The organism is Kitasatospora sp. NPDC048365 (assembly GCF_043200835.1).
Classification (GTDB): domain Bacteria; phylum Actinomycetota; class Actinomycetes; order Streptomycetales; family Streptomycetaceae; genus Kitasatospora; species Kitasatospora terrestris.
Genome location: NZ_JBICYJ010000044.1, coordinates 32,389 through 53,661, shown reverse-complemented (window position 1 = coordinate 53,661; position 21,273 = coordinate 32,389). Strand labels below are relative to the sequence as shown.

18 protein-coding genes, 2 tRNA genes and 1 riboswitch are annotated in these 21,273 nt (G+C 70.6%); of the genes, 6 read left to right on the top strand and 14 right to left on the bottom strand.

The genetic code is table 11. The annotated features are described in order from the left end of the window. Positions 1-80 precede the first annotated feature (80 nt). Entirely contained in the window at positions 81-902 is an 822-nt protein-coding gene (locus tag ACGFX4_RS33135) for a hypothetical protein (protein ID WP_393082421.1), read from the top strand. After that, positions 899-1,495 carry a hypothetical protein gene (locus ACGFX4_RS33130; RefSeq protein ID WP_393082418.1) on the top strand — a complete coding sequence of 199 codons (597 nt, stop codon included), beginning with the start codon at positions 899-901 and terminating at the stop codon, positions 1,493-1,495. The genes ACGFX4_RS33135 and ACGFX4_RS33130 overlap by 4 nt, the downstream gene beginning before the upstream one ends. Before the next feature lie 59 nt (positions 1,496-1,554). Here ACGFX4_RS33130 and clpX read toward each other — a convergent pair whose 3' ends face one another. From clpX to ACGFX4_RS33105, 5 genes are all read right to left on the bottom strand, one after another. Then, a complete protein-coding gene (clpX, locus tag ACGFX4_RS33125; RefSeq protein ID WP_253798217.1) occupies positions 1,555-2,841 on the bottom strand; it encodes an ATP-dependent Clp protease ATP-binding subunit ClpX in 1,287 nt (428 codons plus the stop codon). 301 nt (positions 2,842-3,142) lie between these two features. Next, positions 3,143-3,805, bottom strand: a complete 663-nt coding sequence (locus ACGFX4_RS33120; protein ID WP_345697059.1) for an ATP-dependent Clp protease proteolytic subunit — start codon at positions 3,803-3,805, stop codon at positions 3,143-3,145. Between the two features lie 46 nt (positions 3,806-3,851). Beyond that, complete coding sequence (locus ACGFX4_RS33115; protein WP_393082453.1) at positions 3,852-4,481, bottom strand: ATP-dependent Clp protease proteolytic subunit; 630 nt, start codon at positions 4,479-4,481, stop codon at positions 3,852-3,854. Positions 4,482-4,683: 202 nt separating this feature from the next. Continuing rightward, a complete protein-coding gene (gene tig, locus ACGFX4_RS33110) occupies positions 4,684-6,081 on the bottom strand; it encodes a trigger factor (RefSeq protein ID WP_393082415.1) in 1,398 nt (465 codons plus the stop codon). Positions 6,082-6,287: 206 nt separating this feature from the next. Continuing rightward, a tRNA-Pro gene (locus ACGFX4_RS33105) sits at positions 6,288-6,361 on the bottom strand. A 168-nt stretch (positions 6,362-6,529) separates the two neighbouring features. Between ACGFX4_RS33105 and ACGFX4_RS33100 the strand changes: the two genes are divergently transcribed. Further along, positions 6,530-6,600, top strand: a tRNA-Gly gene (locus ACGFX4_RS33100). Between the two features lie 140 nt (positions 6,601-6,740). Here the strand turns inward: ACGFX4_RS33100 and ACGFX4_RS33095 are convergent. From ACGFX4_RS33095 to ACGFX4_RS33085, 3 genes are all read right to left on the bottom strand, one after another. Then, positions 6,741-7,715: a peptidoglycan DD-metalloendopeptidase family protein gene (locus ACGFX4_RS33095; RefSeq protein ID WP_393082412.1), complete on the bottom strand. Its 975-nt coding sequence runs from the start codon at positions 7,713-7,715 to the stop codon at positions 6,741-6,743. A gap of 4 nt (positions 7,716-7,719) precedes the next feature. After that, a riboswitch (cyclic di-AMP (ydaO/yuaA leader) is annotated at positions 7,720-7,876 on the bottom strand. Positions 7,877-8,163: 287 nt separating this feature from the next. After that, a complete protein-coding gene (locus tag ACGFX4_RS33090; RefSeq protein ID WP_393082410.1) occupies positions 8,164-8,358 on the bottom strand; it encodes a hypothetical protein in 195 nt (64 codons plus the stop codon). Positions 8,359-8,718: 360 nt separating this feature from the next. Then, positions 8,719-9,951 carry a PP2C family protein-serine/threonine phosphatase gene (locus ACGFX4_RS33085; RefSeq protein ID WP_393082407.1) on the bottom strand — a complete coding sequence of 411 codons (1,233 nt, stop codon included), beginning with the start codon at positions 9,949-9,951 and terminating at the stop codon, positions 8,719-8,721. A 125-nt stretch (positions 9,952-10,076) separates the two neighbouring features. Between ACGFX4_RS33085 and ACGFX4_RS33080 the strand changes: the two genes are divergently transcribed. Next, on the top strand, positions 10,077-11,330 hold the full coding sequence (locus ACGFX4_RS33080; protein WP_393082405.1) for a GNAT family N-acetyltransferase: 1,254 nt from the start codon (positions 10,077-10,079) through the stop codon (positions 11,328-11,330). A 51-nt stretch (positions 11,331-11,381) separates the two neighbouring features. Here ACGFX4_RS33080 and ACGFX4_RS33075 read toward each other — a convergent pair whose 3' ends face one another. Both ACGFX4_RS33075 and ACGFX4_RS33070 read right to left on the bottom strand, forming a co-directional pair. After that, the gene (locus ACGFX4_RS33075) at positions 11,382-11,867 is read right to left on the bottom strand and encodes a ribose-5-phosphate isomerase (protein ID WP_345697066.1); all 486 of its coding nucleotides are present in this window, start codon (positions 11,865-11,867) and stop codon (positions 11,382-11,384) included. 110 nt (positions 11,868-11,977) lie between these two features. Further along, on the bottom strand, positions 11,978-12,577 hold the full coding sequence (locus ACGFX4_RS33070) for a biotin transporter BioY (RefSeq protein WP_393082402.1): 600 nt from the start codon (positions 12,575-12,577) through the stop codon (positions 11,978-11,980). A gap of 258 nt (positions 12,578-12,835) precedes the next feature. On the opposite strand from ACGFX4_RS33070, the gene ACGFX4_RS33065 reads away from it, so the two are divergent. Next, positions 12,836-14,257 carry an amino acid permease gene (locus tag ACGFX4_RS33065; RefSeq protein ID WP_393082399.1) on the top strand — a complete coding sequence of 474 codons (1,422 nt, stop codon included), beginning with the start codon at positions 12,836-12,838 and terminating at the stop codon, positions 14,255-14,257. 70 nt (positions 14,258-14,327) lie between these two features. Here the strand turns inward: ACGFX4_RS33065 and ACGFX4_RS33060 are convergent, their stop codons facing one another. Then, entirely contained in the window at positions 14,328-14,963 is a 636-nt protein-coding gene (locus ACGFX4_RS33060) for a DsbA family protein (RefSeq protein ID WP_393082396.1), read from the bottom strand. 184 nt (positions 14,964-15,147) lie between these two features. Here ACGFX4_RS33060 and pepN point away from each other — a divergent pair, with 184 nt between their 5' ends. Further along, the gene (pepN, locus tag ACGFX4_RS33055; RefSeq protein WP_393082393.1) at positions 15,148-17,706 is read left to right on the top strand and encodes an aminopeptidase N; all 2,559 of its coding nucleotides are present in this window, start codon (positions 15,148-15,150) and stop codon (positions 17,704-17,706) included. A 66-nt stretch (positions 17,707-17,772) separates the two neighbouring features. Here pepN and ACGFX4_RS33050 read toward each other — a convergent pair whose 3' ends face one another. The 3 genes from ACGFX4_RS33050 to ngcE form a co-directional block, all read right to left on the bottom strand. After that, positions 17,773-18,717 (bottom strand): carbohydrate ABC transporter permease, encoded by a 945-nt coding sequence (locus ACGFX4_RS33050; RefSeq protein ID WP_393082390.1) that lies wholly within the window; start codon positions 18,715-18,717, stop codon positions 17,773-17,775. A gap of 14 nt (positions 18,718-18,731) precedes the next feature. Continuing rightward, the gene (locus tag ACGFX4_RS33045; protein WP_393082450.1) at positions 18,732-19,664 is read right to left on the bottom strand and encodes a carbohydrate ABC transporter permease; all 933 of its coding nucleotides are present in this window, start codon (positions 19,662-19,664) and stop codon (positions 18,732-18,734) included. Between the two features lie 79 nt (positions 19,665-19,743). Then, positions 19,744-21,153 carry an N-acetylglucosamine/diacetylchitobiose ABC transporter substrate-binding protein gene (gene ngcE, locus ACGFX4_RS33040; protein WP_393082387.1) on the bottom strand — a complete coding sequence of 470 codons (1,410 nt, stop codon included), beginning with the start codon at positions 21,151-21,153 and terminating at the stop codon, positions 19,744-19,746. Positions 21,154-21,273 lie beyond the last annotated feature (120 nt).

Sequence of the window (21,273 nt, the reverse complement as noted above, 5' to 3'; positions counted from 1 at the left end):
AGGGGCAGCAGTATCCGCCGCAGGGGCAACCGCAGGGTCAGCCGCAGCAGCCGTGGGGGCAGCCTCAGCAGCCGCCCGGCGTGCCCAACTACGGTGCGCCGCAGGCGCCTTACGGCCAGCCGCAGCAGCCCGCCCCGCCGTACGGCGGCCAGCAGCCGCCCGCCTACGGCTACCCCCAGCAGCAGCCCCAGCAGCCGTACCCGCCGCAGCAGCCCTTCCCGCAGCAGCAGCAGGGCCAGCCGGGGTACGGCTACCAGCCGCCGGCCCCGCCGAAGCGCGGCAACGGACTGCTGATCGGCCTGGTCATCGGCGTGCTGGTGCTGGGCGGCGGCGCCGCGGCCTGGGCGCTGAGCGGTGACGACTCCCCCGGCGGCGGCGGTGGCACCACCGCCGGCTCGGGCATCGGCGGCAAGTACAAGGTGGTCGCCGCCGACACCGTGCCGGGCGGCTACACCAAGAAGTCCTCCTCCGACCGGGGCGCGGTCAGCGGCGCCGAGGGCCTGGCGACCCTGGAGGCCTCCACCGGTGCGGTCTACCAGAAGTCCCCGGCCGAGCTGCTGATCCTCGGCGGCAGCTGGGGCACGGTCAAGGACCCGGACGCCCTGATCACGCTCGGCGTCGGGCAGGCCGTCAAGGGCAGCGGCGACGAGAAGCTGACCTGGAAGAAGGAGCCCACCGCGGTCGACGCCAAGGACCCCAAGGACCCGGGCGGCAAGCTCCGGTGCGGGGTGGCCACCAGCGGCAAGGCCGACATCCCGGTCTGCATCTGGGCCAACCACGCCACCTTCGGCACCGTGAGCTTCGTCAACACCCTTCCCACCGGCGGCACTTCGCTGCTCACCCAGGCCCAGGCGGCCGACCGCGCCCGGCAGGTCCGGGACGCCGTCGTGGTCGCCAAGTGAGGTCACGCCGGACGCTCTGGGTGGTGCTCGGCTGCGTGGGCGGCACGCTGCTGGTCACCGTCGGACTGCTCGGCTACTTCGTCTACGACACCGCCGCGTCGACCGGCCGGAACAGGATCGTGCTGCCGCCGAGCTTCCAGGGCCTGCCCGCCGATCCGGACGGCTCGACCGCCAAGGAGCTGGCCGCCCAGCTGCAGTCCGGCTACGCCCGGGGCTCCGGCCGCTGGACCCCGACCGCCCTGGTCAGCGCGGTCTACCGGGACGCGGCGACCGGGCGGACGCTGGTCGCGGCCGGCGCGTACGGCCACGTGCTGCGGCCGTCCGACCAGGTGGACACGGTGTTCGACGGCGCCGCGGCCGCCGGCGACGCGCGGATCGACGGCCGCCGGGACGTCGACCCGGGCCCGCTGGGCGGCCGGATGTCCTGTGCGACCACCGAGAGCCAGGGCCGGCTGGTCGGCTTCTGCGCCTGGGCCGACGGCAGCACCGTGATGACGCTGGTCGACCTCGACGCCGCCGGGAAGGCCGTCGACCTGGACCGGGTCGCCGCCGACGCCCGCGAACTGCGGCGGATCTCCGAGATCCCGAAGTAGCCCGGACAGCGGAACGGCCCCGCACTCACCAGGAGTGCGGGGCCGTTCCGACGACCGGCTCAGGCGGACTTGTCGCGCCGCTCGCGCTGGATCTTGTCGCGCGGGACCAGGGTCGGGATGGCGTGCTTGGAGACCACGTCCCCGGTCACGACCACGCGGGCGACGTCCTGACGCGAGGGCACCTCGTACATCACGGACATCAGCACCTCCTCCATGATCGCGCGCAGACCGCGGGCGCCGGTGCCGCGCAGGATCGCCTGGTCGGCGATGGCCTCCAGCGCGTCCCGGGTGAACTCCAGCTCCACGCCGTCCAGCTCGAAGAGCTTGCGGTACTGCTTGACCAGCGCGTTCTTCGGCTCGGTGAGGATCTGCAGCAGCGCCTCGCGGTCCAGGTTGTGCACGCTGGTGATCACCGGCAGACGGCCGATGAACTCCGGGATCATGCCGAACTTGACCAGGTCCTCCGGCATCACCTGACGGAAGTGGTCGCTCGCGTCCTGCTCCCGCTTGGAGCGGATGGTGGCGCCGAAGCCGATGCCCTTGGCACCCGCGCGGCCCTCGATGATCCGCTCCAGACCGGCGAAGGCACCGCCCACGATGAACAGCACGTTCGTCGTGTCGATCTGGATGAACTCCTGGTGCGGGTGCTTGCGGCCGCCCTGCGGCGGCACCGAGGCGGTGGTGCCCTCCAGGATCTTCAGCAGCGCCTGCTGCACGCCCTCGCCGGAGACGTCACGGGTGATCGACGGGTTCTCGCTCTTGCGGGCGACCTTGTCGATCTCGTCGATGTAGATGATCCCGGTCTCGGCCTTCTTGACGTCGTAGTCCGCCGCCTGGATCAGCTTGAGCAGGATGTTCTCGACGTCCTCGCCGACGTAGCCGGCCTCGGTCAGCGCGGTGGCGTCCGCGATCGCGAACGGCACGTTCAGCATCCGGGCCAGGGTCTGGGCGAGCAGGGTCTTGCCGGAGCCGGTCGGGCCGAGCAGCAGGATGTTGGACTTGGCCAGCTCGATGGCGTCCTCGCGGCCGTTGCCGGCGCGGCCGTTCTCCCCGGCCTGGACGCGCTTGTAGTGGTTGTAGACCGCGACGGACAGCGCCTTCTTCGCGAGGTCCTGGCCGACCACGTACTGGTCGAGGAACTCGTAGATCTCGCGGGGCTTCGGCAGCTCCTCGAAACGGACCTCCGAGGACTCCGCGAGCTCCTCCTCGATGATCTCGTTGCAGAGGTCGATGCACTCGTCGCAGATGTACACGCCTGGCCCGGCGATCAGCTTCTTCACCTGCTTCTGCGACTTGCCGCAGAACGAGCACTTGAGCAGGTCGCCACCGTCTCCGATGCGTGCCACGAGGTGCTTCCCCTTCGCCAGGGGCCCCGCGGGGGTTCCGGGGCCTGGTGCTGTGGACCGGCTGCGCCGTCGGCGGTCGGTCTCGCTATCCGACGGTACTCTGCCGAGCCGGTAATTCCGCCGACTTCGACAGCTCTGCCCTACGCCCTGGGCGAATTGATACCGAACAGATGCCGTCGTACGGGCATGGACCGCCCGCGCTCTCTTTCGATTGTGCCGGGCCGAACCGCCCGACGGAACGGCGCGGGGCGGGGCGTACGTCACTCCTCGGTGTGTACGCCCCGCCCCGGAGCCGCTGGGCTCAGTCGCTCAGCGAGGTCTTGCGGGTGGAGATGATCTGGTCGACCAGGCCGTACTCCAGCGACTCCTCGGCGGTGAGGATCTTGTCGCGCTCGATGTCGTCGCGGACCTTCTCGATCGGCCGGTTGGAGTGCTTGGCCAGCATCTCCTCCAGCTGCGCGCGCATCCGGAAGATCTCGTTGGCCTGGATCTCCAGGTCCGACACCTGGCCGCGGCCGGTCTCGGTGTACGGCTGGTGGATCAGGACGCGGGCGTTCGGCAGCGCCATCCGCTTGCCCGGGGTGCCGGCGGCCAGGATGACCGCGGCGGCCGAGGCGGCCTGGCCCATGCAGACCGTCTGGATGTCGGGCTTGACGAACTGCATGGTGTCGTAGATCGCGGTCAGCGCGGTGAACGAGCCGCCCGGGGAGTTGATGTAGAGCGAGATGTCCCGGTCCGGGTCCATCGACTCCAGGCAGATCAGCTGCGCCATGATGTCGTTCGCCGAGACGTCGTCCACCTGCGAGCCGAGGAAGATGATGCGCTCCTCGAACAGCTTGGCGTACGGGTCGTACTCGCGGATGCCCTGCGAGGTGCGCTCGACGAAGCGCGGCACGATGTAGCGGCCCTCGGCGCGCATGTCCTCCAGGCGCGCCTTGGCACCGGACAGGCTGGGGATGTTCATGTTCTGTGGTCCTCCGAAGCGTGCGGTCTGTGGTCTGCTGCCTGCGTCAGCCCGCGAGGCCGGCGCCGGTGCCGCCGCCGCCGGGGACGTCCGCCGCGCTGTGCATGATGTCGTCGATCAGACCGTAGGCCTTGGCCTCCTCGGGCGTGAACCAGCGGTCACGGTCGGAGTCGGCGGTGATCTGCTCGAAGGACTGGCCGCTGTGCGAGGCGATCAGCTCGGACATCCGCTTCTTGGTGCGGAGCAGCTGCTCGGCCTGGATCTTGATGTCGGTGGCCGAACCGCCGAGGCCGGCGGAGGGCTGGTGCATCAGGATGTTGGCGTTCGGCAGCGAGAAGCGCTTGCCCTTGGCACCCGCGGTCAGCAGGAACTGACCCATCGAGGCGGCCATGCCCATCGCGATGGTGACCACGTCGTTCTTGATGTACTGCATGGTGTCGTAGATCGCCATGCCCGCGGAGATGGAGCCGCCCGGGGAGTTGATGTAGAGGTAGATGTCCTTCTCCGGGTCCGCGGCCAGGAGGAGGAGCTGGGCGGTGATCTTGTTGGCGATGTCGTCGTCGACCTGCTGGCCGAGGAAGATGATGCGCTCGTTGAGCAGCCGGTTGTAGACCTGGTCGCCCAGGCCGCCGAGCACGTCGCCGGCGGCGGCGTGCGGCGCCATCAGGCCAGGCATCTGCATCTGCGGGAACGTCACTTAGCCACCTGCTCAGTCGATCTGCTTGTGTGTCGCTGTCTATGGACCCTAACGCGCAGGCCCGGTCCCGGAATCCCTCACGCAGACCTGTTCGCTGTGAGCGCAGGGTGAGGACCGGACAACACAGCGGGCCCGGACACCAGAAGGTGTCCGGGCCCGCGGCCGGATGTCACGGCGAGGCTCAGGCCTCGGTGGTCTCCTCGGCGGCGGCAGCGTCCTCGGTGGAAGCCTCCACCGCAGTCTCGGTCTCGTCCTCGTCGTCCTCGAAGGTGACGACCTCACCGTTGGTGTCGGTGACCTTGGCGGACTCGACCACGGCGGCCAGCGCCTTGCCACGGGCGACCTCGCCGACCAGCAGCGGAACCTGGCCGCCCTGGACGACCTGCTGCGCGAACTGGTCCGGGGTGAGGCCCGAGCCGGCGGCACGGCGGATGAGGTGCTCGGTGAGCTCCTCCTGGTTCACGCCCAGCTCCAGCTTGGCGACGATCGAGTCCAGGACGAACTGGGTCTTGATGCCCTTCTTCGCCTGCTCCTCGGTCTCCGCCTCGAAGTCCTCGCGGGACTTGTCCTGGGAGGCCAGGTAGGTGTCGAGGTTCAGACCCATCGGCTCCAGCTGGTGGTGCTCCAGGTTGTGCTTGCGGGTCTCGACCTCGTCCTTGAGGAGCTTCTCCGGGTAGTCCATCTCGACCCGGGTCAGCAGCTCGTCGAGGACCTTCTCCTGGGCCTGGGTGGCCTGGTCGAACTCCTTCATGCGCTCGAGGCGCTTGCGGGAGTCGCCACGGAGCTCCTCCAGGGTGTCGAACTCGCTCGCCAGCTGGGCGAACTCGTCGTCGAGCTCGGGGAGCTCCTTCTCCTGGACGGTGGTCACGGTGACGGTGACCTCGGAGCTCTTGCCGGCCTGGGTGCCGCCCTTGAGCTCGGTGGTGAAGGTCGCGGACTCACCGGCGGACAGGCCGACCACGGCCTCGTCGATGCCCTCCAGCAGGCGGCCGGAGCCGATCTCGTAGCTCACGCCGGTGGCGGTGCCGTCCTCCGGCACCTCACCGTCGACCTTGGCCTCCAGGTCGACGACCACGACGTCGCCCTCGGCGGCGGCGCGCTCGACGTCCTTCACGGAGGAGAAGCGCTCGCGGAGCTGCTGCAGCGACTTCTCGACGTCCTCGTCGGAGACCTCGATCGGGTCGACGACGACCGCGATCTCGGAGAACTCCGGCAGGGTGATCTCCGGGCGGACGTCGACCTCGGCGGTGAACTTGAGGTCACCGCCGTCGACCAGGGTCTCGACACCCTCGATGTTGGTGATGTCCGGCTGGCCCAGGACGTCGATCTTGCCCTCGTCGACGGCCTGCGTGTAGAAGCGCGGCAGCGCGTCGTTGACGGCCTCCTCCAGCACGGCACCGCGGCCGAACCGCTGGTCGATCACGCGGTTCGGGATCTTGCCCTTGCGGAAGCCCGGGACGGTGACCTGCTGGTTGATCTTCTGATACGCCGCGTCGAGGCTGGGCTTCAGCTCCTCGAAGGGCACCTCGACGGTGAGTCGAACCCGGGTCGGGTTCAGAGTCTCGACGGCGCTCTTCACGGTGGGGTCTCCTATGGGGCTTGCGGTCAGGGCGATAGGCGGTTGGAGCTGCGATGGGAATTTCGGCTTCCGTACTACCGCCAACGCCCCATCCTACCGGTACCACGAAAGCCGCTGTGTACCCCACGGGCACCAGGAGGACGCATCGGCCCGACGACCGGTACGACAACAGGGCCCCGCCCGCCGGACGAGACCCTGCCGCACTGTCGGGGTGACCGGATTCGAACCGACGGCCTTCCGCTCCCAAAGCGGACGCGCTACCAACCTGCGCCACACCCCGTGGTGCCGAGAGGAAGAGTACACGTCGGCCGTCCCCCGCCCGTGGTCATATCGGCGCCCGCACGAGCGAAAGCGGTGTGCATTCCACCGACCCGACCAGGTACGCTAGCGACGTCCTCGTGACCGCATCGGCGGCCCGGGGGCGAACTGTGCCGCCGTCGGCGGCCATGCGGGTGTAGCTCAATGGTAGAGCCCCAGTCTTCCAAACTGGTCACGCGAGTTCGATTCTCGTCACCCGCTCCGCACAGAACGGCCCCGGCTGCCCCAGGCAGCCGGGGCCGCTGCCGTTCCCGCGGGTCCGGCCGGGTACGCCCACGGCCCCGGGCACCCCTCGCGGGGCGGCCGGGGCCGTGTGGTGACTGCGCCGTCTACCGCAGGGGTCAGACGCTGACGCCGTGCGCCGCCAGGTAGGCGATCGGGTCGATGTCCGAGCCGTAGCTCGGGGTGCTGCGGATCTCGAAGTGCAGGTGCGGGCCGGTCACGTTGCCGGTGGCACCGGAGAGGCCGATCTGCTGACCGGCGGAGACGCTCTGGCCGGCCGAGACCGAGATGGACGACAGGTGGGCGTACTGGGCGTACTTGCCGTCGGCCAGCTTGATGATGACCTCGTTGCCGTAGGCGCCACCGTTGCCGGCGGAGACCACGGTGCCGGCGGCGACGGCCTTCAGGCTGGTGCCGGTGGAGACCGGGAAGTCGATGCCGGTGTGGTAGCCGCTGGACCAGTTGGAGCCGGCCGCGTGCCACGCGGTGGTGTGGTGCACGGAGACCGGGGCGACGTAGCCGGAGGCGTTGGAGGACACCGCGGCGGAGGACGACGAGGTCGACGAGCCGGTGGCGGCCTTCGGGGTGGCCTTCTTCGCGGTCGAGGTGGTGGTCGACTGCTGGGTCTGCTTCGGCGCGGACTGCTGCTTGGGAGCGGTCTGCTGCTTCGGCTGCTCGGCCGGGGCTGCGGCCGGAGCGGCCGCGGCGGCACCGCCGACGGTCAGCGTCTGGCCCGGGTAGATCAGGTTCGGGTTGGAGCCGATGACCGAGCGGTTGTCCTGGTAGAGCTTCTCCCAGCCGCCGTCGACGTTCTGGGCGGAAGCGATCTTGGACAGGGTGTCGCCGGAGACGACCGCGTAGTCGTGCGACGCGGCGGCGGCCGGAGTGGTGTCGGCGACCGGGGTGGCGGCGACGGCCGGGGTCTCGGCGGCAGCGGCGGCCGGGGCGCGGTGGCCCTCGTGGGCGTGGCCGGTACCGTGCGCGCTGGCGGCGGTGACCGGGAGGCCGACCGCGGCACCGGCGACACCGGTGGCGATGGCGATGCGGACGATGGTCTTCAGGCGAGGCTTGCGGTGCTTGCCGTTCGCGGACATGAAGAATTCCTCTCCGACGCCTACGAGGTGAGCTGTCGGGTTCGGACGAGAGTTGCCCGGCCGCGCTAGGCACGGCTTCACCCCGAGCCGTCCCCGGTGTTCCGGGTACGGCGACTTACCTGTGGGTCCCCCGCTCCTGCCGAGAACGGTTATCTGGTCGGCACCGGGCAGCGGCAGGACTAGGCGTTCCACCCGGTGGCCCACCCGGACGATCCGCCCGGGCTGCGGTGAAGCAAAGCCGACGTCGGGCACCCGTGGCAAGCGTCGGCCCCGCCGGGACGGAGGTCCCGACGGGGCTGACGGAGCGACAGGTCACCACCCGCGCACACGGCCCGACCGAGTGCTTACGGGATCATGACCCTACGTACACCAACCATTAACGCAGGGCCATATCAGGCACCGTTCGGACGCGATCACTCACCCCCGGTCACCGCACGGGTGACGCTGCTCACCCCGCGATCGAGGAGATGGCCTTGGCGAGCGAGTTCAGGAAGTCCTGGATCGGCTGCGCCGCGGTGGACTGGCTCACCATGAAGCCGAACAGGGCGGCGACGATGGCATGGCTGGTCTTCAACTGCTTGTTGCGGATGAAGATCACCATGATGATGCCGAACAGGACCAGGGCGGAGACGGAGAAGGCCACGCCGGACTCACTTCCTCGATTCATGGCGGGGGTTCGTGAGGCGGAAACCGGCCCCTACCCCCCGTGTCCCCACCAGTCCATCCGGACTCAGTGTGGTCGCTCGTGCGGACTCCGTAAAGGACTTGCCCGGCAACCGGCCGGAAGATCCTGCCATCTGAGACCGGTTTCCGCCGTCCGCGACGATAGCGGAAGGCATATGACGGGCCGTCGGCGGGCAGGTGTCGTCATCGGGGCGGGGGAGAAAAGGGCAGGCCGACCGCACCGGAGCGGGTACGTCCGAAGCGCCGTCAGGTTTGGCCGAAGATCACCACCCGCTCTTGACACCGGGTCCGGGGTGCCTCCCGAGTGCCTGTCGGCGGGCTACTGGCGCCAGATCAGCAGGACGGCGCGGTCGTCGTTGACGTCCTTGGCGACGGTGTCGATCAGCCGGGTCGCCGCGCCGCCGCGGGCCGACTCGGTCTGGGCGGCCGCCGCGACCAGCCGGTCGGACTCCCCCATCAGCCGGTCCATGCCCTCGGTGAGATCGCGCCCGGGCAGCTCCACCATGCCGTCGGTGCACAGCAGCAGCAGGTCGCCCGGCCCGAGCCGGCCGCGCACGCCCTCGAACTTGGCGCCGTCGTAGACCCCGAGCAGCGGGCCCTCGGCCTCCTTGACCTCCCAGCGGCCCGCCCCGGCCAGCCGGTGCATGCCCGGCAGGTGGCCGGCCGAGAGCAGCTCGTACTCGCCGGTGTCCAGGTCGAGCACCAGGTGGACGGCGGTGGCGAAGCCCTCGTCCCAGTCCTGGCGGAGCAGGTAGCCGTTGGCGGCGGGCAGGAAGTCGTGCGCGGGGAGCGAGCCGAGCAGGCCGCCGAAGGCGCCGGAGAGCAGCAGCGCGCGGGAGCCGGCGTCCATGCCCTTGCCGGAGACGTCGGCGAGCACCGCCTCCAGCACCCGGCGGCCGCTGCCGGTGCGGGTGGCGACCACGAAGTCGCCGGAGAAGGACTGGCCGCCGGCCGGGCGCAGCGCCATGTCGGCGTGCCAGCCCGCGGGCAGGTCGGGGACGCGGCTCTGCACCCGGATCCGCTCGCGCAGGTCGAAGAGCATGGTGGAGCCGCCGCGCCAGGGCACGCCGACCCGGCGGCGGAACTGGGCGACCAGGAGTCCGGCGATGCCGACCGCGCCGACCACCAGGGCGGCGCCGGGGGTGACCCCGTAGACGTACGACTCGGGGCGTTCGCTGGCGACCTTCTCGCCGGTGTGGATCAGCGACTCGGCGATCAGCCCGAACGCGGCGGCCGCGTAGAGCAGCACCAGGGTGCCGGGGCGCAGCAGCAGGGCGCCGGCCAGGACCGGCAGCACCAGGGCGGTGGGCGGGCACCAGTCCGGGAAGAGCACGTTGACCAGGACCAGCAGCGGGACGGCGAGGGCCAGCGCGGTGAAGGCGAGCCAGTCGGCGCCGTCGCCGCGGAAGTAGTCCACGCCGGTTCGGCGCAGGCGGACACGGACCCGGTAGAGCTTCGCGCGCCACCGGGCCGTCACGGGCTCCCGCGCCGCTCTGCCGGCCGGGCCCGTCGCAGTCGTCCGGGGCGTGTCGCCCTGCGTGCTGCCGGCCATGGGGTCCGACCTTATCCACCGGGGCCGGTGCCGTCGACGGGGTGGGCAGGGTCGGCGGCGATGTTCCGGGAGCTGTTCAGCGGGTTTCAGCCGACTGAGGGGGGTTCTGGTGATAGCTGTGGCGTATGACATCTCACCACCCCGACCTGTCCGTGCGCCCGCTCGCCGCCGAGGAGTGGGACGGCTGGTTCCGTGTGCTGGAGCTGGCCTTCGGCGGTTCCGAGGAGGAGCCGCAGCAGCGGGAGCTGTGGCGCGAACTGACCGAGGTCGACCGTGCGCTGGTGGTCTGCGACGGCGACCGGCCGGTCGGCGGCTGCGGCGCGTACAGCTTCCGGATGGCGGTGCCGGGCGGCGCGGTGCTGCCGGTCGCCGGCGTGACCATGGTGGGGGTGCTGCCCACCCACCGCCGGCGCGGGGCGCTGACCGCGCTGATGCGGCGCCAGCTGGACGACGTCCGGGGCCGGGGCGAGGCGCTGGCGGTGCTGACCGCGTCCGAGCCGCCGATCTACGGCCGGTTCGGGTACGGGCACGCCACCACCCGGCTCGGCTTCACCCTGCCGCGCGGCCGGGTGACGGTGCACCAGCCGGCCGGTCCCGAGGTGCGGCTGCGGCTGGCCGACCCGCGCGAGGCGCTGCCCGCGTGCGAGGAGCTGTACGCCGGCCTGGTGCCGCTGCGGCCCGGCATGCTGGAGCGGCGGCCGGGCTGGGAGGCGCTCGCGGTGCTGGACGCGCCGGGCGCGCGCGGCGGCCATTCGCCGCAGATGTGCGTGCTGGCCGAGGACCCGGTGGGCGGCCGGCTGCTGGGGTACGCCCGCTACGCGATCCGCCCGGATTCCGACGACGCCGGTCCGGCCGGGGTGGTCCGGGTGGACGACGTGGAGGCGGCGCACCCGGCGGTGTACGCCCGGCTCTGGGCCTACCTGCTGGACCTGGACCTCACCTCCACGGTGACCATCCGCACCCGGCCGGTGGACGACCCGCTGGTGCACCTGGTCTCCGACCCGCGCCGGATCGTGCCCAAGCAGCGCGACGGCCTGTTCGTGCGGCTGGTGGAGGTGGCGGCGGCGCTGGAGCAGCGCGGCTGGGCGACGCCGCTGGACGTGGTGCTGGAGGTGACCGACGGCTTCTGCCCGTGGAACGCCGGCCGTTGGCGGCTGAGCAGCGCGGGCCCGGGCACCGGGGCGAGCTGCGTGTGGACCGAGTCGGCGGCCGATCTGCGGCTGGACATCCGGGAGTTGGGGGCCGCCTACCTGGGCGGGACCACGCTCGCGGCGCTGGCCCGGGCGGGTCTGGTGGAGGAGGTGCGCGAGGGGGCGCTGGCGGAGGCGTCGCGGGCCTTCGCCTCGGACGTGGCGCCCTGGCTGCCGCACGGGTTCTGAGCCGGGCTCGACTCCCGTGCGGCAGCGGGTGGTTGAAGGGGTGGTGCGGGATCAGCCCTGCGGGTGGTGGGCCGGGATCGGCGGGAGCTCGCCGGTGGTCTCGTACTCGGAGAGCATCTCGATCCGGCGGGTGTGCCGCGGCTCGCCGCTGTACGGGGTGTTGAGGAAGATCTCGACGAACTTGGTGGCCTCCTCGACGGTGTGCATCCGGCCGCCGATCGAGATCACGTTGGCGTTGTTGTGCTCCCGGCCGAGCGAGGCGGTCTGCTCGCTCCACGCCAGGGCGGCACGGACGCCCTTCACCTTGTTCGCCGCGATCGCCTCGCCGTTGCCGGAGCCGCCGATCACGATGCCCAGGGCCTCGGGGTCGGCGGCGGTCCGCTCGGCGGCGCGGAGGCAGAACGGCGGGTAGTCGTCCTCGGCGTCGTAGATGTGCGGGCCGCAGTCGACCGGCTCGTGACCGGCGCCCTTCAGCCACTCGGCGAGGTGGTTCTTCAGTTCGTATCCGGCATGGTCGGAGCCCAGGTAGACGCGCATGCGACGAGTATCGCAGGCGGGAATGCCGACGGGGCCGCGGGAACCGCGCGCGGCGCGACGGTGGGACATCCACCGTGCCACTTCGCGCAGTTCGCCGCGGCCCGGCCGGGTCAGCGCCGCGCGGCGAGCTTCCAGACGCCGGGCAGCAGGGCCGTCGCCAGGACCGTCTTGAGCGCGTCGCCGACCAGGTACGGGTACAGGCCGAGGTCGGCCGCCCTGGCGAGCGGGACGTTCAGGGCGAAGGCCAGGTAGGGGACGCCGACCGCATAGATCGCCAGGTTGCCGAGCACCATCGCGGCGGCCGTCCGCAGCGGGCTGCGGTCCGCACCGCGGCGGGCGAGCGCGCCGGTGAGGCCGGCGGCGAGGACGAAGCCGATCACGTAGCCGAGGCTCGGCATCGCCCAGCCCGAGCTCGCCTCGGCGAACCACGGCAGGCCCGCCAGGCCGGCCAGCAGGTAGAGGCCGAGCGCGGCAACGCCGCGGCGGGCGCCGAGCGCGGTGCCGACCAGCAGCGCCGCGAAGGTCTGGCCGGTGACCGGCACCGGCGAGCCGGGGACCGGCACGGAGAGCTGGGCGGCCAGGCCGGTCAGCGCGGCGCCGCCGACCACCAGGGCCAGTTCGCGGGCCTGGGCGCCGTACCGGGTCGCGGCGCGCGGCAGCAGGTCGGCGAGGACGGGAACGGGTGCGGCGGTGGGCACGGCGGTGGCCATCGGGGCTCCTCCGGTTCGGTGCGGTCGGAAACGATCACCACCGAACCTATGCACCGCCCCGGGCCGGGACCGAGGTCGTCCGTGACAAAACGTCACGCCCCCGGCTTGTCGGATCCGCACTGTGACGAAGAGCTCACGTAGGGAGTCCGTCACGCGGGGTGATCGGACGGTCCGGATGGCGGGCCTTCCTGGCATGTCCACCGGAGCTACCGAATAGTGGACGGGAATCTCCCCTATCCGAACAGTCTGGACCTCCGCATGACGTCCCTCCCCCCGGCACCCACCCGGCAGCCGTCCGGCGCCACCGCGGCCACCGCGGTCGCCCCCGCCGCCGGCACCGACGGCACCGACGGCAAGCTGGCCCACGGCCTCAAGCCGCGTCACCTGTCGATGATCGCGCTCGGCGGCGTGATCGGCGCCGGGCTCTTCGTCGGCTCCGGCGCGGGCATCGCCGCCGCCGGACCGTCCATCGTGCTCGCCTTCGCGCTCTCCGGCGTGCTGGTGATGCTGGTGATGCGGATGCTGGGCGAGATGTCCGCCGCCCGGCCGGCCAGCGGCTCCTTCTCGGTGCACGCCGAGCGCGAGATCGGCCCGTGGGCCGGACTCACCGTGGGCTGGCTGTTCTGGACCCTGCTCTGCGTCGGCGTCGCCGCCGAGGCGATCGGCGCCGCCGGGATCATGGCCGGCTGGCTGCCGGGCGTGCCGTCCTGGGTGTGGGTCGCGATCTTCATGAGCTTCTTCTGCGCCACCAACCTGGCGGCGGTGAAGAACTTCGGCGAGTTCGAGTTCTGGTTCGCCGCGGTCAAGGTCACCGCGATCACCGCGTTCCTGGTGATCGGCGTCCTCGCCGTCACCGGCGTGCTGCCCGGCACCGACTCCCCCGGCACCGCCAACCTCACCGGCGACGGCGGCTTCTTCCCGCACGGCTCCTCCGGCCTGGTCACCGGCCTGCTCGCCTCCGTCTTCGCGTACGGCGGCCTGGAGACCGTCACCATCGCCGCCGCCGAGTCCAAGGACCCGCGCCGCAGCGTCGCCGGTGCCGTGCGCACCGCGATGTGGCGGATCGCCCTCTTCTACGTCGGCTCGATGGCGGTCATCGTCACCCTGGTGCCGTGGAACGACCCGTCGGTCCGCAAGCCCGGCCCGTACGTCGCCGTGCTGGACACCCTCGGCATCCCCGGCGCCGCGCAGGTGATGAACGTGGTGGTGCTGATCGCGCTGCTCTCCGCGATGAACGCCAACATCTACGGCTCCTCGCGGATGGCGTACTCGCTGGTCGCCCGCGGCCAGGGCCCGAAGGCGCTCGGCAAGGTCGGCGGCGGGGTGCCGCGGCGCGCGGTGCTCGCCTCCTCGGCGTTCGGCTTCGCGGCGGTGCTGTTCAGCTACTGGTGGCCGACCACGGTCTTCACCTGGCTGCTCAACATGGTCGGCGCGGCGGTGCTGGTGGTGTGGGCGTTCATCGCGGTGGCGCAGCTGCGGATGCGGCGGCGCCTGGAGCACGAGGCCCCCGAGCAGCTGACCGTCCGGATGTGGGCCTTCCCGTACCTCACCTGGGCCGCGTTGGCCGGCATCGTGGCGGTGCTGGTGCTGATGACCCTCGACGCCGACAACCGGATCCAGCTGTACTTCACCCTCGGCCTGACGGCCCTGCTGGCCCTGGTCGGCAAGCTGCGCCGCTAGCGGACCACGAAAAGGGGCGCGAGGAACCGGAGGTTCCTCGCGCCCCTTCGTGCTTGCGGTGCGCTCGCGGTTACTCGAAGGACGGGCCCTTGGTGCGGGTCCGCTTGATCTCGTAGAAGCCCGGGGTGGACGCGACCAGGACCGTGCCGTCCCAGAGGCGAGCGGCGGCCTCGCCGCGCGGGGTGGGGGTGACGACCGGGCCGAAGAAGGCGACGCGGTCGCCGTCCGGGCCGTCGACGGCGATCACCGGGGTGCCGACGTCCTCGCCGACCAGGGTGATGCCCTCCTTGTGCGAGGCGCGCAGCGCCTCGTCGTAGGCGTCGGTGTCGGCGGCGTCGGCCAGCTCGGCCTCCAGGCCGGCCGCCTCCAGCGCGGCGACGATGGTCTCCCGGTTGTTCGGCAGGCCCTGGTTGTGGAAGCGGGTGCCGAGTTCGGTGTAGAGCGGGCCGAGCACCTTGTCCCCGTGCGTCTGCGCAGCGGCGATCAGCACCCGGACCGGGCCCCAGCCGGCCGCGAGCAGCTCCTTGTACCGCTCCGGCAGGTCCTCGCGGCCCTCGTTGAGCACCGACAGGCTCATCACGTGCCACTTGGTGTCGACCGGGCGCAGCTGCTCGACCTCGAGCATCCAGCGCGAGGTCATCCAGGCCCAGGGGCAGATCGGGTCGAACCAGAAGTCGGCGATCTTGCGGGAGTCTGCAGTCGTCACGGACGGCGTCCTTCGGTCGGTGGTGTCACGGTCGGGGGCGCTCCCCCTCGGGTCTGCAACCGAACGCGCCGCCCGATGATTCCGGACAGTGCAATTACACCGCGGACGGGGCGTGAAAGGATGCCCCCGAAAGAGTTCCAGCAGAGCTCTCAGTACCAGGGGATCCGTACAAAGGAGTACCGCCGTGCCGGGCAAGAACCTGAGCCGAGAGGAAGCCCGCGAGCGGGCCGGGATCATCGGGGTGGAGCGCTACCGCGTCCACCTCGACGTGACGTCGGCGCCCGATCCGGAGAAGTCCACGTTCCTCTCCACCACCGAGATCGCCTTCCGTTCCTCCGCGCCGGGCGGCGCGACCTTCCTCGACCTGCTGGCGCCCTCGGTCCGTTCGGTCACCCTGAACGGCCGCGAGCTGGACCCGGCGCAGGTCTTCGACGGAACGCGCGTCCGGCTGGACGGGCTGGCCGAGCGGAACGAGCTGACCGTGGTGGCGGACTGCGCCTACAGCCGGACCGGCGAGGGCCTGCACCGCTTCGTCGACCCGGTGGACGGCGAGACGTACCTCTACACCCACTACGAGCCGGCCGACGCCCGGCGGGTGTTCGCCAACTTCGAGCAGCCCGACCTGAAGGCCCGTTACGTCTTCACGGTCACCGCGCCGGCCGCCTGGGACGTCTACAACAACGCGGTGCACACCGCCGTCGAGGCCGACGGCTCCGCCCGGACCTGGACGTTCGCCGAGACGCAGCCGATCTCCACCTACCTGACCGCCGTGGTGGCCGGCCCGTACCACGTGGTGCGCGACCACTACAGCCGCGAGCTGCCGGACGGCACGGTGCTGGAGATCCCGCTCGCCGCGACCTGCCGCAGGTCGCTGGCCCCGTACTTCGACGCGGACGAGATCCTCACCGTCACCAAGCAGGGCCTGGACTTCTTCCACGACGAGTTCGACTACCCGTACCCGTTCGGCAAGTACGACCAGTGCTTCGTGCCGGAGTACAACATCGGCGCGATGGAGAACCCGGGCTGCGTCACCTTCCGCGAGGAGTTCGTCTTCCGCTCGAAGGTCACCGACGCGGCGTACGAGGGCCGCGCCAACGTCATCCTGCACGAGATGGCGCACATGTGGTTCGGCGACCTGGTCACCATGAAGTGGTGGGACGACCTGTGGCTGAAGGAGTCGTTCGCCGACTTCATGGGCTCCTTCTCGCAGATCGAGGCCACCCGGTACCGGTCGGCCTGGATCACCTTCGCCAACCAGCGCAAGGCGTGGGCGTACCGGCAGGACCAGTTCCCCACCACCCACCCGATCACCGCGGACATCCGCGACCTCGAGGACGCCAAGCTCAACTTCGACGGCATCACCTACGCCAAGGGCGCCTCGGTGCTCAAGCAACTGGTGGCGTACGTCGGCCGGGACGCCTTCTTCGAGGGCGCCCGCCGCTACTTCAAGAAGCACGCCTTCGGCAACACCGTCCTGGGCGACCTGCTGGACGTCCTGGAGGAGACCAGCGGCCGCGACCTCAAGACCTGGGCCGCCGCCTGGCTGCAGACCTCCGGCGTCAACTCGCTCACCCCGCAGCTGCTGACCGACGGCGAGGGCCGGATCACCGAGCTGGCGATCCTCCAGGACGGCGGCGAGCCGCGCCCGCACCGGGTGGCGATCGGCCTGTACGACCGCACCGCCGACGGCGCGCTGGTCCGCAGCGACCGGATCGAGCTGGACGTCACCGGCGCCCGCACCGTGGTCGCCGAGGCCGCCGGCCGGCCCCGCCCGGCGCTCGTCCTGGTCAACGACGACGACCTGACGTACTGCAAGATCCGCTTCGACGAGGTCTCGCTCGCCACCCTGCGCGAGGGCCTCGGCGACATCACCGATCCCCTCGCCCGGGCGCTCGCCTGGTCCGCGGTGTGGAACCTCACCCGCGACGCGCTGATGCCGGCCCGCGACTACATCGGCCTGGTGCTGCGCTTCGCCGGGCAGGAGTCGGACATCGGCGTCCTGCAGTCGCTGCACCGGCAGGCCAAGGGCGCGCTCGACGTGTACGCCGCGCCCGAGTGGCGCGCCGAGGGCGGCCGGCTGCTCGCCCGGGGCGCGGTCACCGAGCTGCGCGCCGCCGCGCCCGGCAGCGACCACCAGCTCGCCTGGGCCCGCTTCCTCGCCCAGACCGCGCAGGGCGCCGAGCAGCTGCAGCTGCTCCGCGGGCTGCTGGAGGGCACCGCCCGGATCGACGGCCTCGACATCGACCAGGAACTGCGCTGGTCGCTGTGGCTGGCGCTGGCCGCGGCCGGCGACGCGAGCGGCGAGGAGCTCGCCGCCGAGCTGGAGCGGGACAACACCGCGAGCGGGCGGCGCCAGCAGACCCAGTGCCTGGCCGCACTGCCGACGCCGGGCGCGAAGGCCGCGGCCTGGTCCTCGGTGGTCGACTCGGACGAACTGCCCAACGCCCTGGTCGAGGCGCAGATCGCCGGCTTCGCCCAGCCCGACCAGCGGGAGCTGACGGCGGGCTACGCCGCGCCGTACTTCGCGATGCTGGAGGACATCTGGGCGCAGCGGTCGATCGAGATCGCGATGCGGATCGTCGGCGGCTTCTTCCCGCGCTTCCAGACCACGCCGGAGACGCTCGCCGCGACGGACGCCTGGCTGACCGCGCACGAGGGCGCCGCGCCCGCGCTGCGCCGCCTGGTGCTGGAGTGCCGCGACGACCTGGCCCGCGCCCTGGCCGCGCAGGCCGCCGACCGCTAGGAGCACGCACGCCGGGGGCGCGAGGAACGATGTTCCTCGCGCCCCCGGCGTCGTCGTCGGTCGTTCCTACTTCAGGGTGGCGCTGGTCAGGCCCGCCTGGACCTGGCGCTGGAAGGACAGGTAGACCACCAGCACCGGCAGCATCGCGATCGTCATGCCGGCGAACAGCGCCGGGGCGTCGCTCTTGTAGCCGGACTGGAGCGCGAGGTTGACCAGGCCCTGGGCGAGCATCGAGTGGTCGGACTCGCCCGCCGTGGTCGGCTGCATCAGGGTGACCGGCAGGATGTACTGGTTCCACTGGCCGAGGATGTTGAAGATGCCGACGCTGATCAGGCCGGGCTTCGCCATCGGGACCATGATCTGGAAGAACGTCCGGGCGTGCGAGCACCCGTCGAGCATCGCGGCCTCGTGCACCGCGGTCGGCAGCGTCCGGAAGAACGAGTACATGAAGAACACGGTGAACGGCAGCGAGTACGCGACGTACACCAGGATCAGGCCGGCGTAGCTGTTCAGGCCCAGGTACGGCGAGATCTCACCGAGGTTGCGGACCATGAAGAACAGCGGCACGAGCGCCAGGTACACCGGGAACATCGAGCCGGCCACGAACAGGTAGTAGATGACCCTGTTGCCCTTGAACTCGTACCGGGCGAGCACGTAGGCCGCCATCGAGCCGAGCAGCATGGTCAGGGTCACCGAGCCGGCCAGCACGATGAGCGTGTTCGTGAAGAACCCGCCGATGCCCTTCGACCACGCCCGCCCGAAGGCGTCGAAGTGGAAGGCCGCGGGCCAGCTCCAGGCGGAGCCGTTGATCTGGGAGTCGGTCTTGAAGGAGCCGAGCACGACCCAGCCCAGCGGCAGGACGATCAGGATCGCCCAGACGGCCAGGAAGCCGTGCGAGAAGACGTTCAGGACGCCGCCGCCGTCGCCGAAGCGCTGGGTGCGGTCCTGGGCCGGCTTGCTGCCGGAGCCGCGCTGACCGGGAACGTTCGCGGTCTTGTCGATAGTCGCCATCAGCGAGTCCCCGCTCAGTACTCGATCTTGTCGCGCTTGGTGGCCCAGAGCGAGACGACGGTCAGGATCAGGGTGAAGAAGAAGATCACGACACCCATGGCACACGCGTAGCCGGCCTCGCCGTTGCGCAGGAAGGCGCGCATCAGGTAGGTCGAGATCAGCTCGGAGTGGTGGTCGGGGCCGCCGCCGAAGTAGGCGCCGGGGGTGATCGAGGAGACCAGGGCGAAGGCGTCCATGGCGACGATGGCCAGGTAGACCCAGGCGGTCTGGACGGTCTCCCAGAGCAGCGGCAGGGTGATCTTGAAGAAGGTCTGCCCGCGCTTGGCGCCGTCCAGCAGGGCGGCCTCGTAGATGTCCTTCGGGATGCCCTGCATGGCGGCCGAGAAGAGCACCAGGTAGAAGCCGACGCCGGACCAGACCAGCACGGCGAGCACGCACCACATGACCATGTCCGGGTCGGACAGCCACTGCACCGGCTGGTCCACGCTGGCCAGGCCGAGCTTGATCAGGATGCCGTTGGCCAGACCGCTCTGGTCGGTGCGGTAGACCGCGCCCCAGAGCACCGCGAGGATCGCGATGGACAGCACCTGCGGGAAGAAGAAGACGACCTTGTAGAAGCCCGCCCCCTTCACACCCTGGACGCCGCCGGTGCCGCCCTTGCCACCGACGTTCAGCATGAAGGCGAAGAACAGCGCGATCAGGATGGTCACGACCGGCAGCAGGATCAGCAGCAGCAGGTTGTGCCACAGAGCGTTGCCGAAGACCTCGTCATCGAGGAGTCTCGTGTAGTTGTCCAGGCCGACGAAGTTCATCTCCTGGCTCGCCCCTGACCAGTCGGTCAGGGAGTATCCGAAGGTCTGCGCGTAGGGCCACAGCACCAGGCCCACGTACAGCACGATCGGAAGAAAGAGGAACCCCACGATGAAGGGGTACTTGCCGTGACGCATGGTCACCTTCTCCTGTCCGTCAGGCGGACGCCCCGGGGGTGGTTCGGGCCCCCCGGGGCGCTGTGGTGAATCCGACCGGTCAGGCGGTCTTGTTCTTGGTGGCCGACTCCTTGGCGCGCTTGATCCACTCCGCCGGAGTGATGCGCTTGGCCATCAGCTCGCCCGAGGCGTTCTGCAGGTCCTCGTCGAACTTGGAGGCGGTGTTCGGGTACTGGAAGTTGAAGACGTTGGCGCCGGCCGCCTTCAGGGCGACGACGGTCGAGGCGGTGCCCGGCTTCAGCTGGACCTCGGGGCCGACACCGTCCTTGAGGCAGGTGAGGCTGTTGGCGGTCTGGGCGAACTTGCCCGAGGCCTCCTTGGTCAGCATCTTGCGCAGGAACTCCAGGCCGCCGGCCACGTTCTTGGCCTTGGACGGGACGATGAAGGGCTCGCCGGAGCCGGCGCGGATGGCCTCGAAGGGCAGCTTGTCACCGGGCAGCGACGGCATCGGCAGGAACTTCATGTCGAAGTCGGCCGGGGTGGTCGGCAGCTGCTCGTTCTCCAGCCAGGAGCCGGAGGGGATGAAGGCGGCCTTGTACTGGTTCCACGCCGTCTGCGACTCGGTGTGGGTCATGCCGTTGGTGCCGGGGAGCAGGTAGTCCTTGTCGACGATCTGGAAGAAGGCGTCGACGACGGTCTTGACCGCCGGGTCGTCCCACGCGGTGGCGTCGAGGGAGTCGATCCGCTTCATGAGGTCCAGGCCGCCCTGCTTGGCGATCATGTCCATCATGACGACGTTGATGTAGTACGGGTACTTGCCCTGGTGGGCGACCGGGGCGATGCCCTTGGCCTTGATCTGCTCGCACAGGGTGATGAACTCGGCCCAGGTCTTCGGGGCGGTCCAGCCGTTGTCCTTGAAGAGCTTGCCGGAGTACCAGAAGCCCCACACGGTGTAGACGTAGGACAGGTTGTAGACCTTGCCCTTGACCGTGCCGGACTCGATGGTGCCGGGCATCAGGACGTCGCGGATCTTCTTCGACGGGTCGTCGATGTACGGCGCGTCCAGCAGCGGGGCCAGGTCGGTGAGCTGGTTGGACTCGGCGAGGACGTCCAGCTTCATCTGCTTGGCGCCCGAGTCGTCGATGACGTCCGGCGGGGAGCCGGCGTTGAAGCGCGGCTGCAGCTTGCCGGTGACGTCCTTGTCGGCCTGGTGGTTGATCTTCGCACCCGGGAACTGCTTCGAGTACATGGCCTCGAAGGCCTTCGCGTACTCGTTGCCGTAACCGCCGTCGAAGATGAAGACCTCGAGGCCGTCGGCCTCCTTGACGCCGAACGGGTTCTTGGCGTCGGTCAGGTTGAAGCCGCCGGCAGCCTTGGCGCCCTTGTCGGCGCTGCTGCCGGTGCCACCGGCACAGGCGGCGAGCAGCGAGCCGCCGCCGGCCGCGAGCACGGCCACGCCGGCCGCCCGCTTGAAGATGTCACGACGGTTGTACTCGGTTGCAGAGCCCATGAGTGCCCTAACCCCTCGGTTTCCAGAAGATGCAGACCAGGGCTGACGGATCGTCAAGTCCTGTTGGCCATACGATGCCCAGCGGCGAAGCTGCCGGTCAGAGGCGGTTTTTGTGATGCG

Coding starts and splice junctions, on each gene's coding strand:
- ACGFX4_RS33070 (WP_393082402.1), bottom strand. CDS start 12,577: ATGGCCACCGCCGTGCCCACCGCCGCACCCGTTCCCGTCCTCGCCGAC.
- ACGFX4_RS33045 (WP_393082450.1), bottom strand. CDS start 19,664: ATGCGTCACGGCAAGTACCCCTTCATCGTGGGGTTCCTCTTTCTTCCG.
- ngcE (WP_393082387.1), bottom strand. CDS start 21,153: ATGGGCTCTGCAACCGAGTACAACCGTCGTGACATCTTCAAGCGGGCG.
- ACGFX4_RS33095 (WP_393082412.1), bottom strand. CDS start 7,715: ATGTCCGCGAACGGCAAGCACCGCAAGCCTCGCCTGAAGACCATCGTC.
- ACGFX4_RS33115 (WP_393082453.1), bottom strand. CDS start 4,481: ATGCCTGGCCTGATGGCGCCGCACGCCGCCGCCGGCGACGTGCTCGGC.
- ACGFX4_RS33065 (WP_393082399.1), top strand. CDS start 12,836: ATGACGTCCCTCCCCCCGGCACCCACCCGGCAGCCGTCCGGCGCCACC.
- ACGFX4_RS33075 (WP_345697066.1), bottom strand. CDS start 11,867: ATGCGCGTCTACCTGGGCTCCGACCATGCCGGATACGAACTGAAGAAC.
- ACGFX4_RS33085 (WP_393082407.1), bottom strand. CDS start 9,951: ATGGCCGGCAGCACGCAGGGCGACACGCCCCGGACGACTGCGACGGGC.
- ACGFX4_RS33050 (WP_393082390.1), bottom strand. CDS start 18,717: ATGGCGACTATCGACAAGACCGCGAACGTTCCCGGTCAGCGCGGCTCC.
- ACGFX4_RS33080 (WP_393082405.1), top strand. CDS start 10,077: ATGACATCTCACCACCCCGACCTGTCCGTGCGCCCGCTCGCCGCCGAG.
- ACGFX4_RS33120 (WP_345697059.1), bottom strand. CDS start 3,805: ATGAACATCCCCAGCCTGTCCGGTGCCAAGGCGCGCCTGGAGGACATG.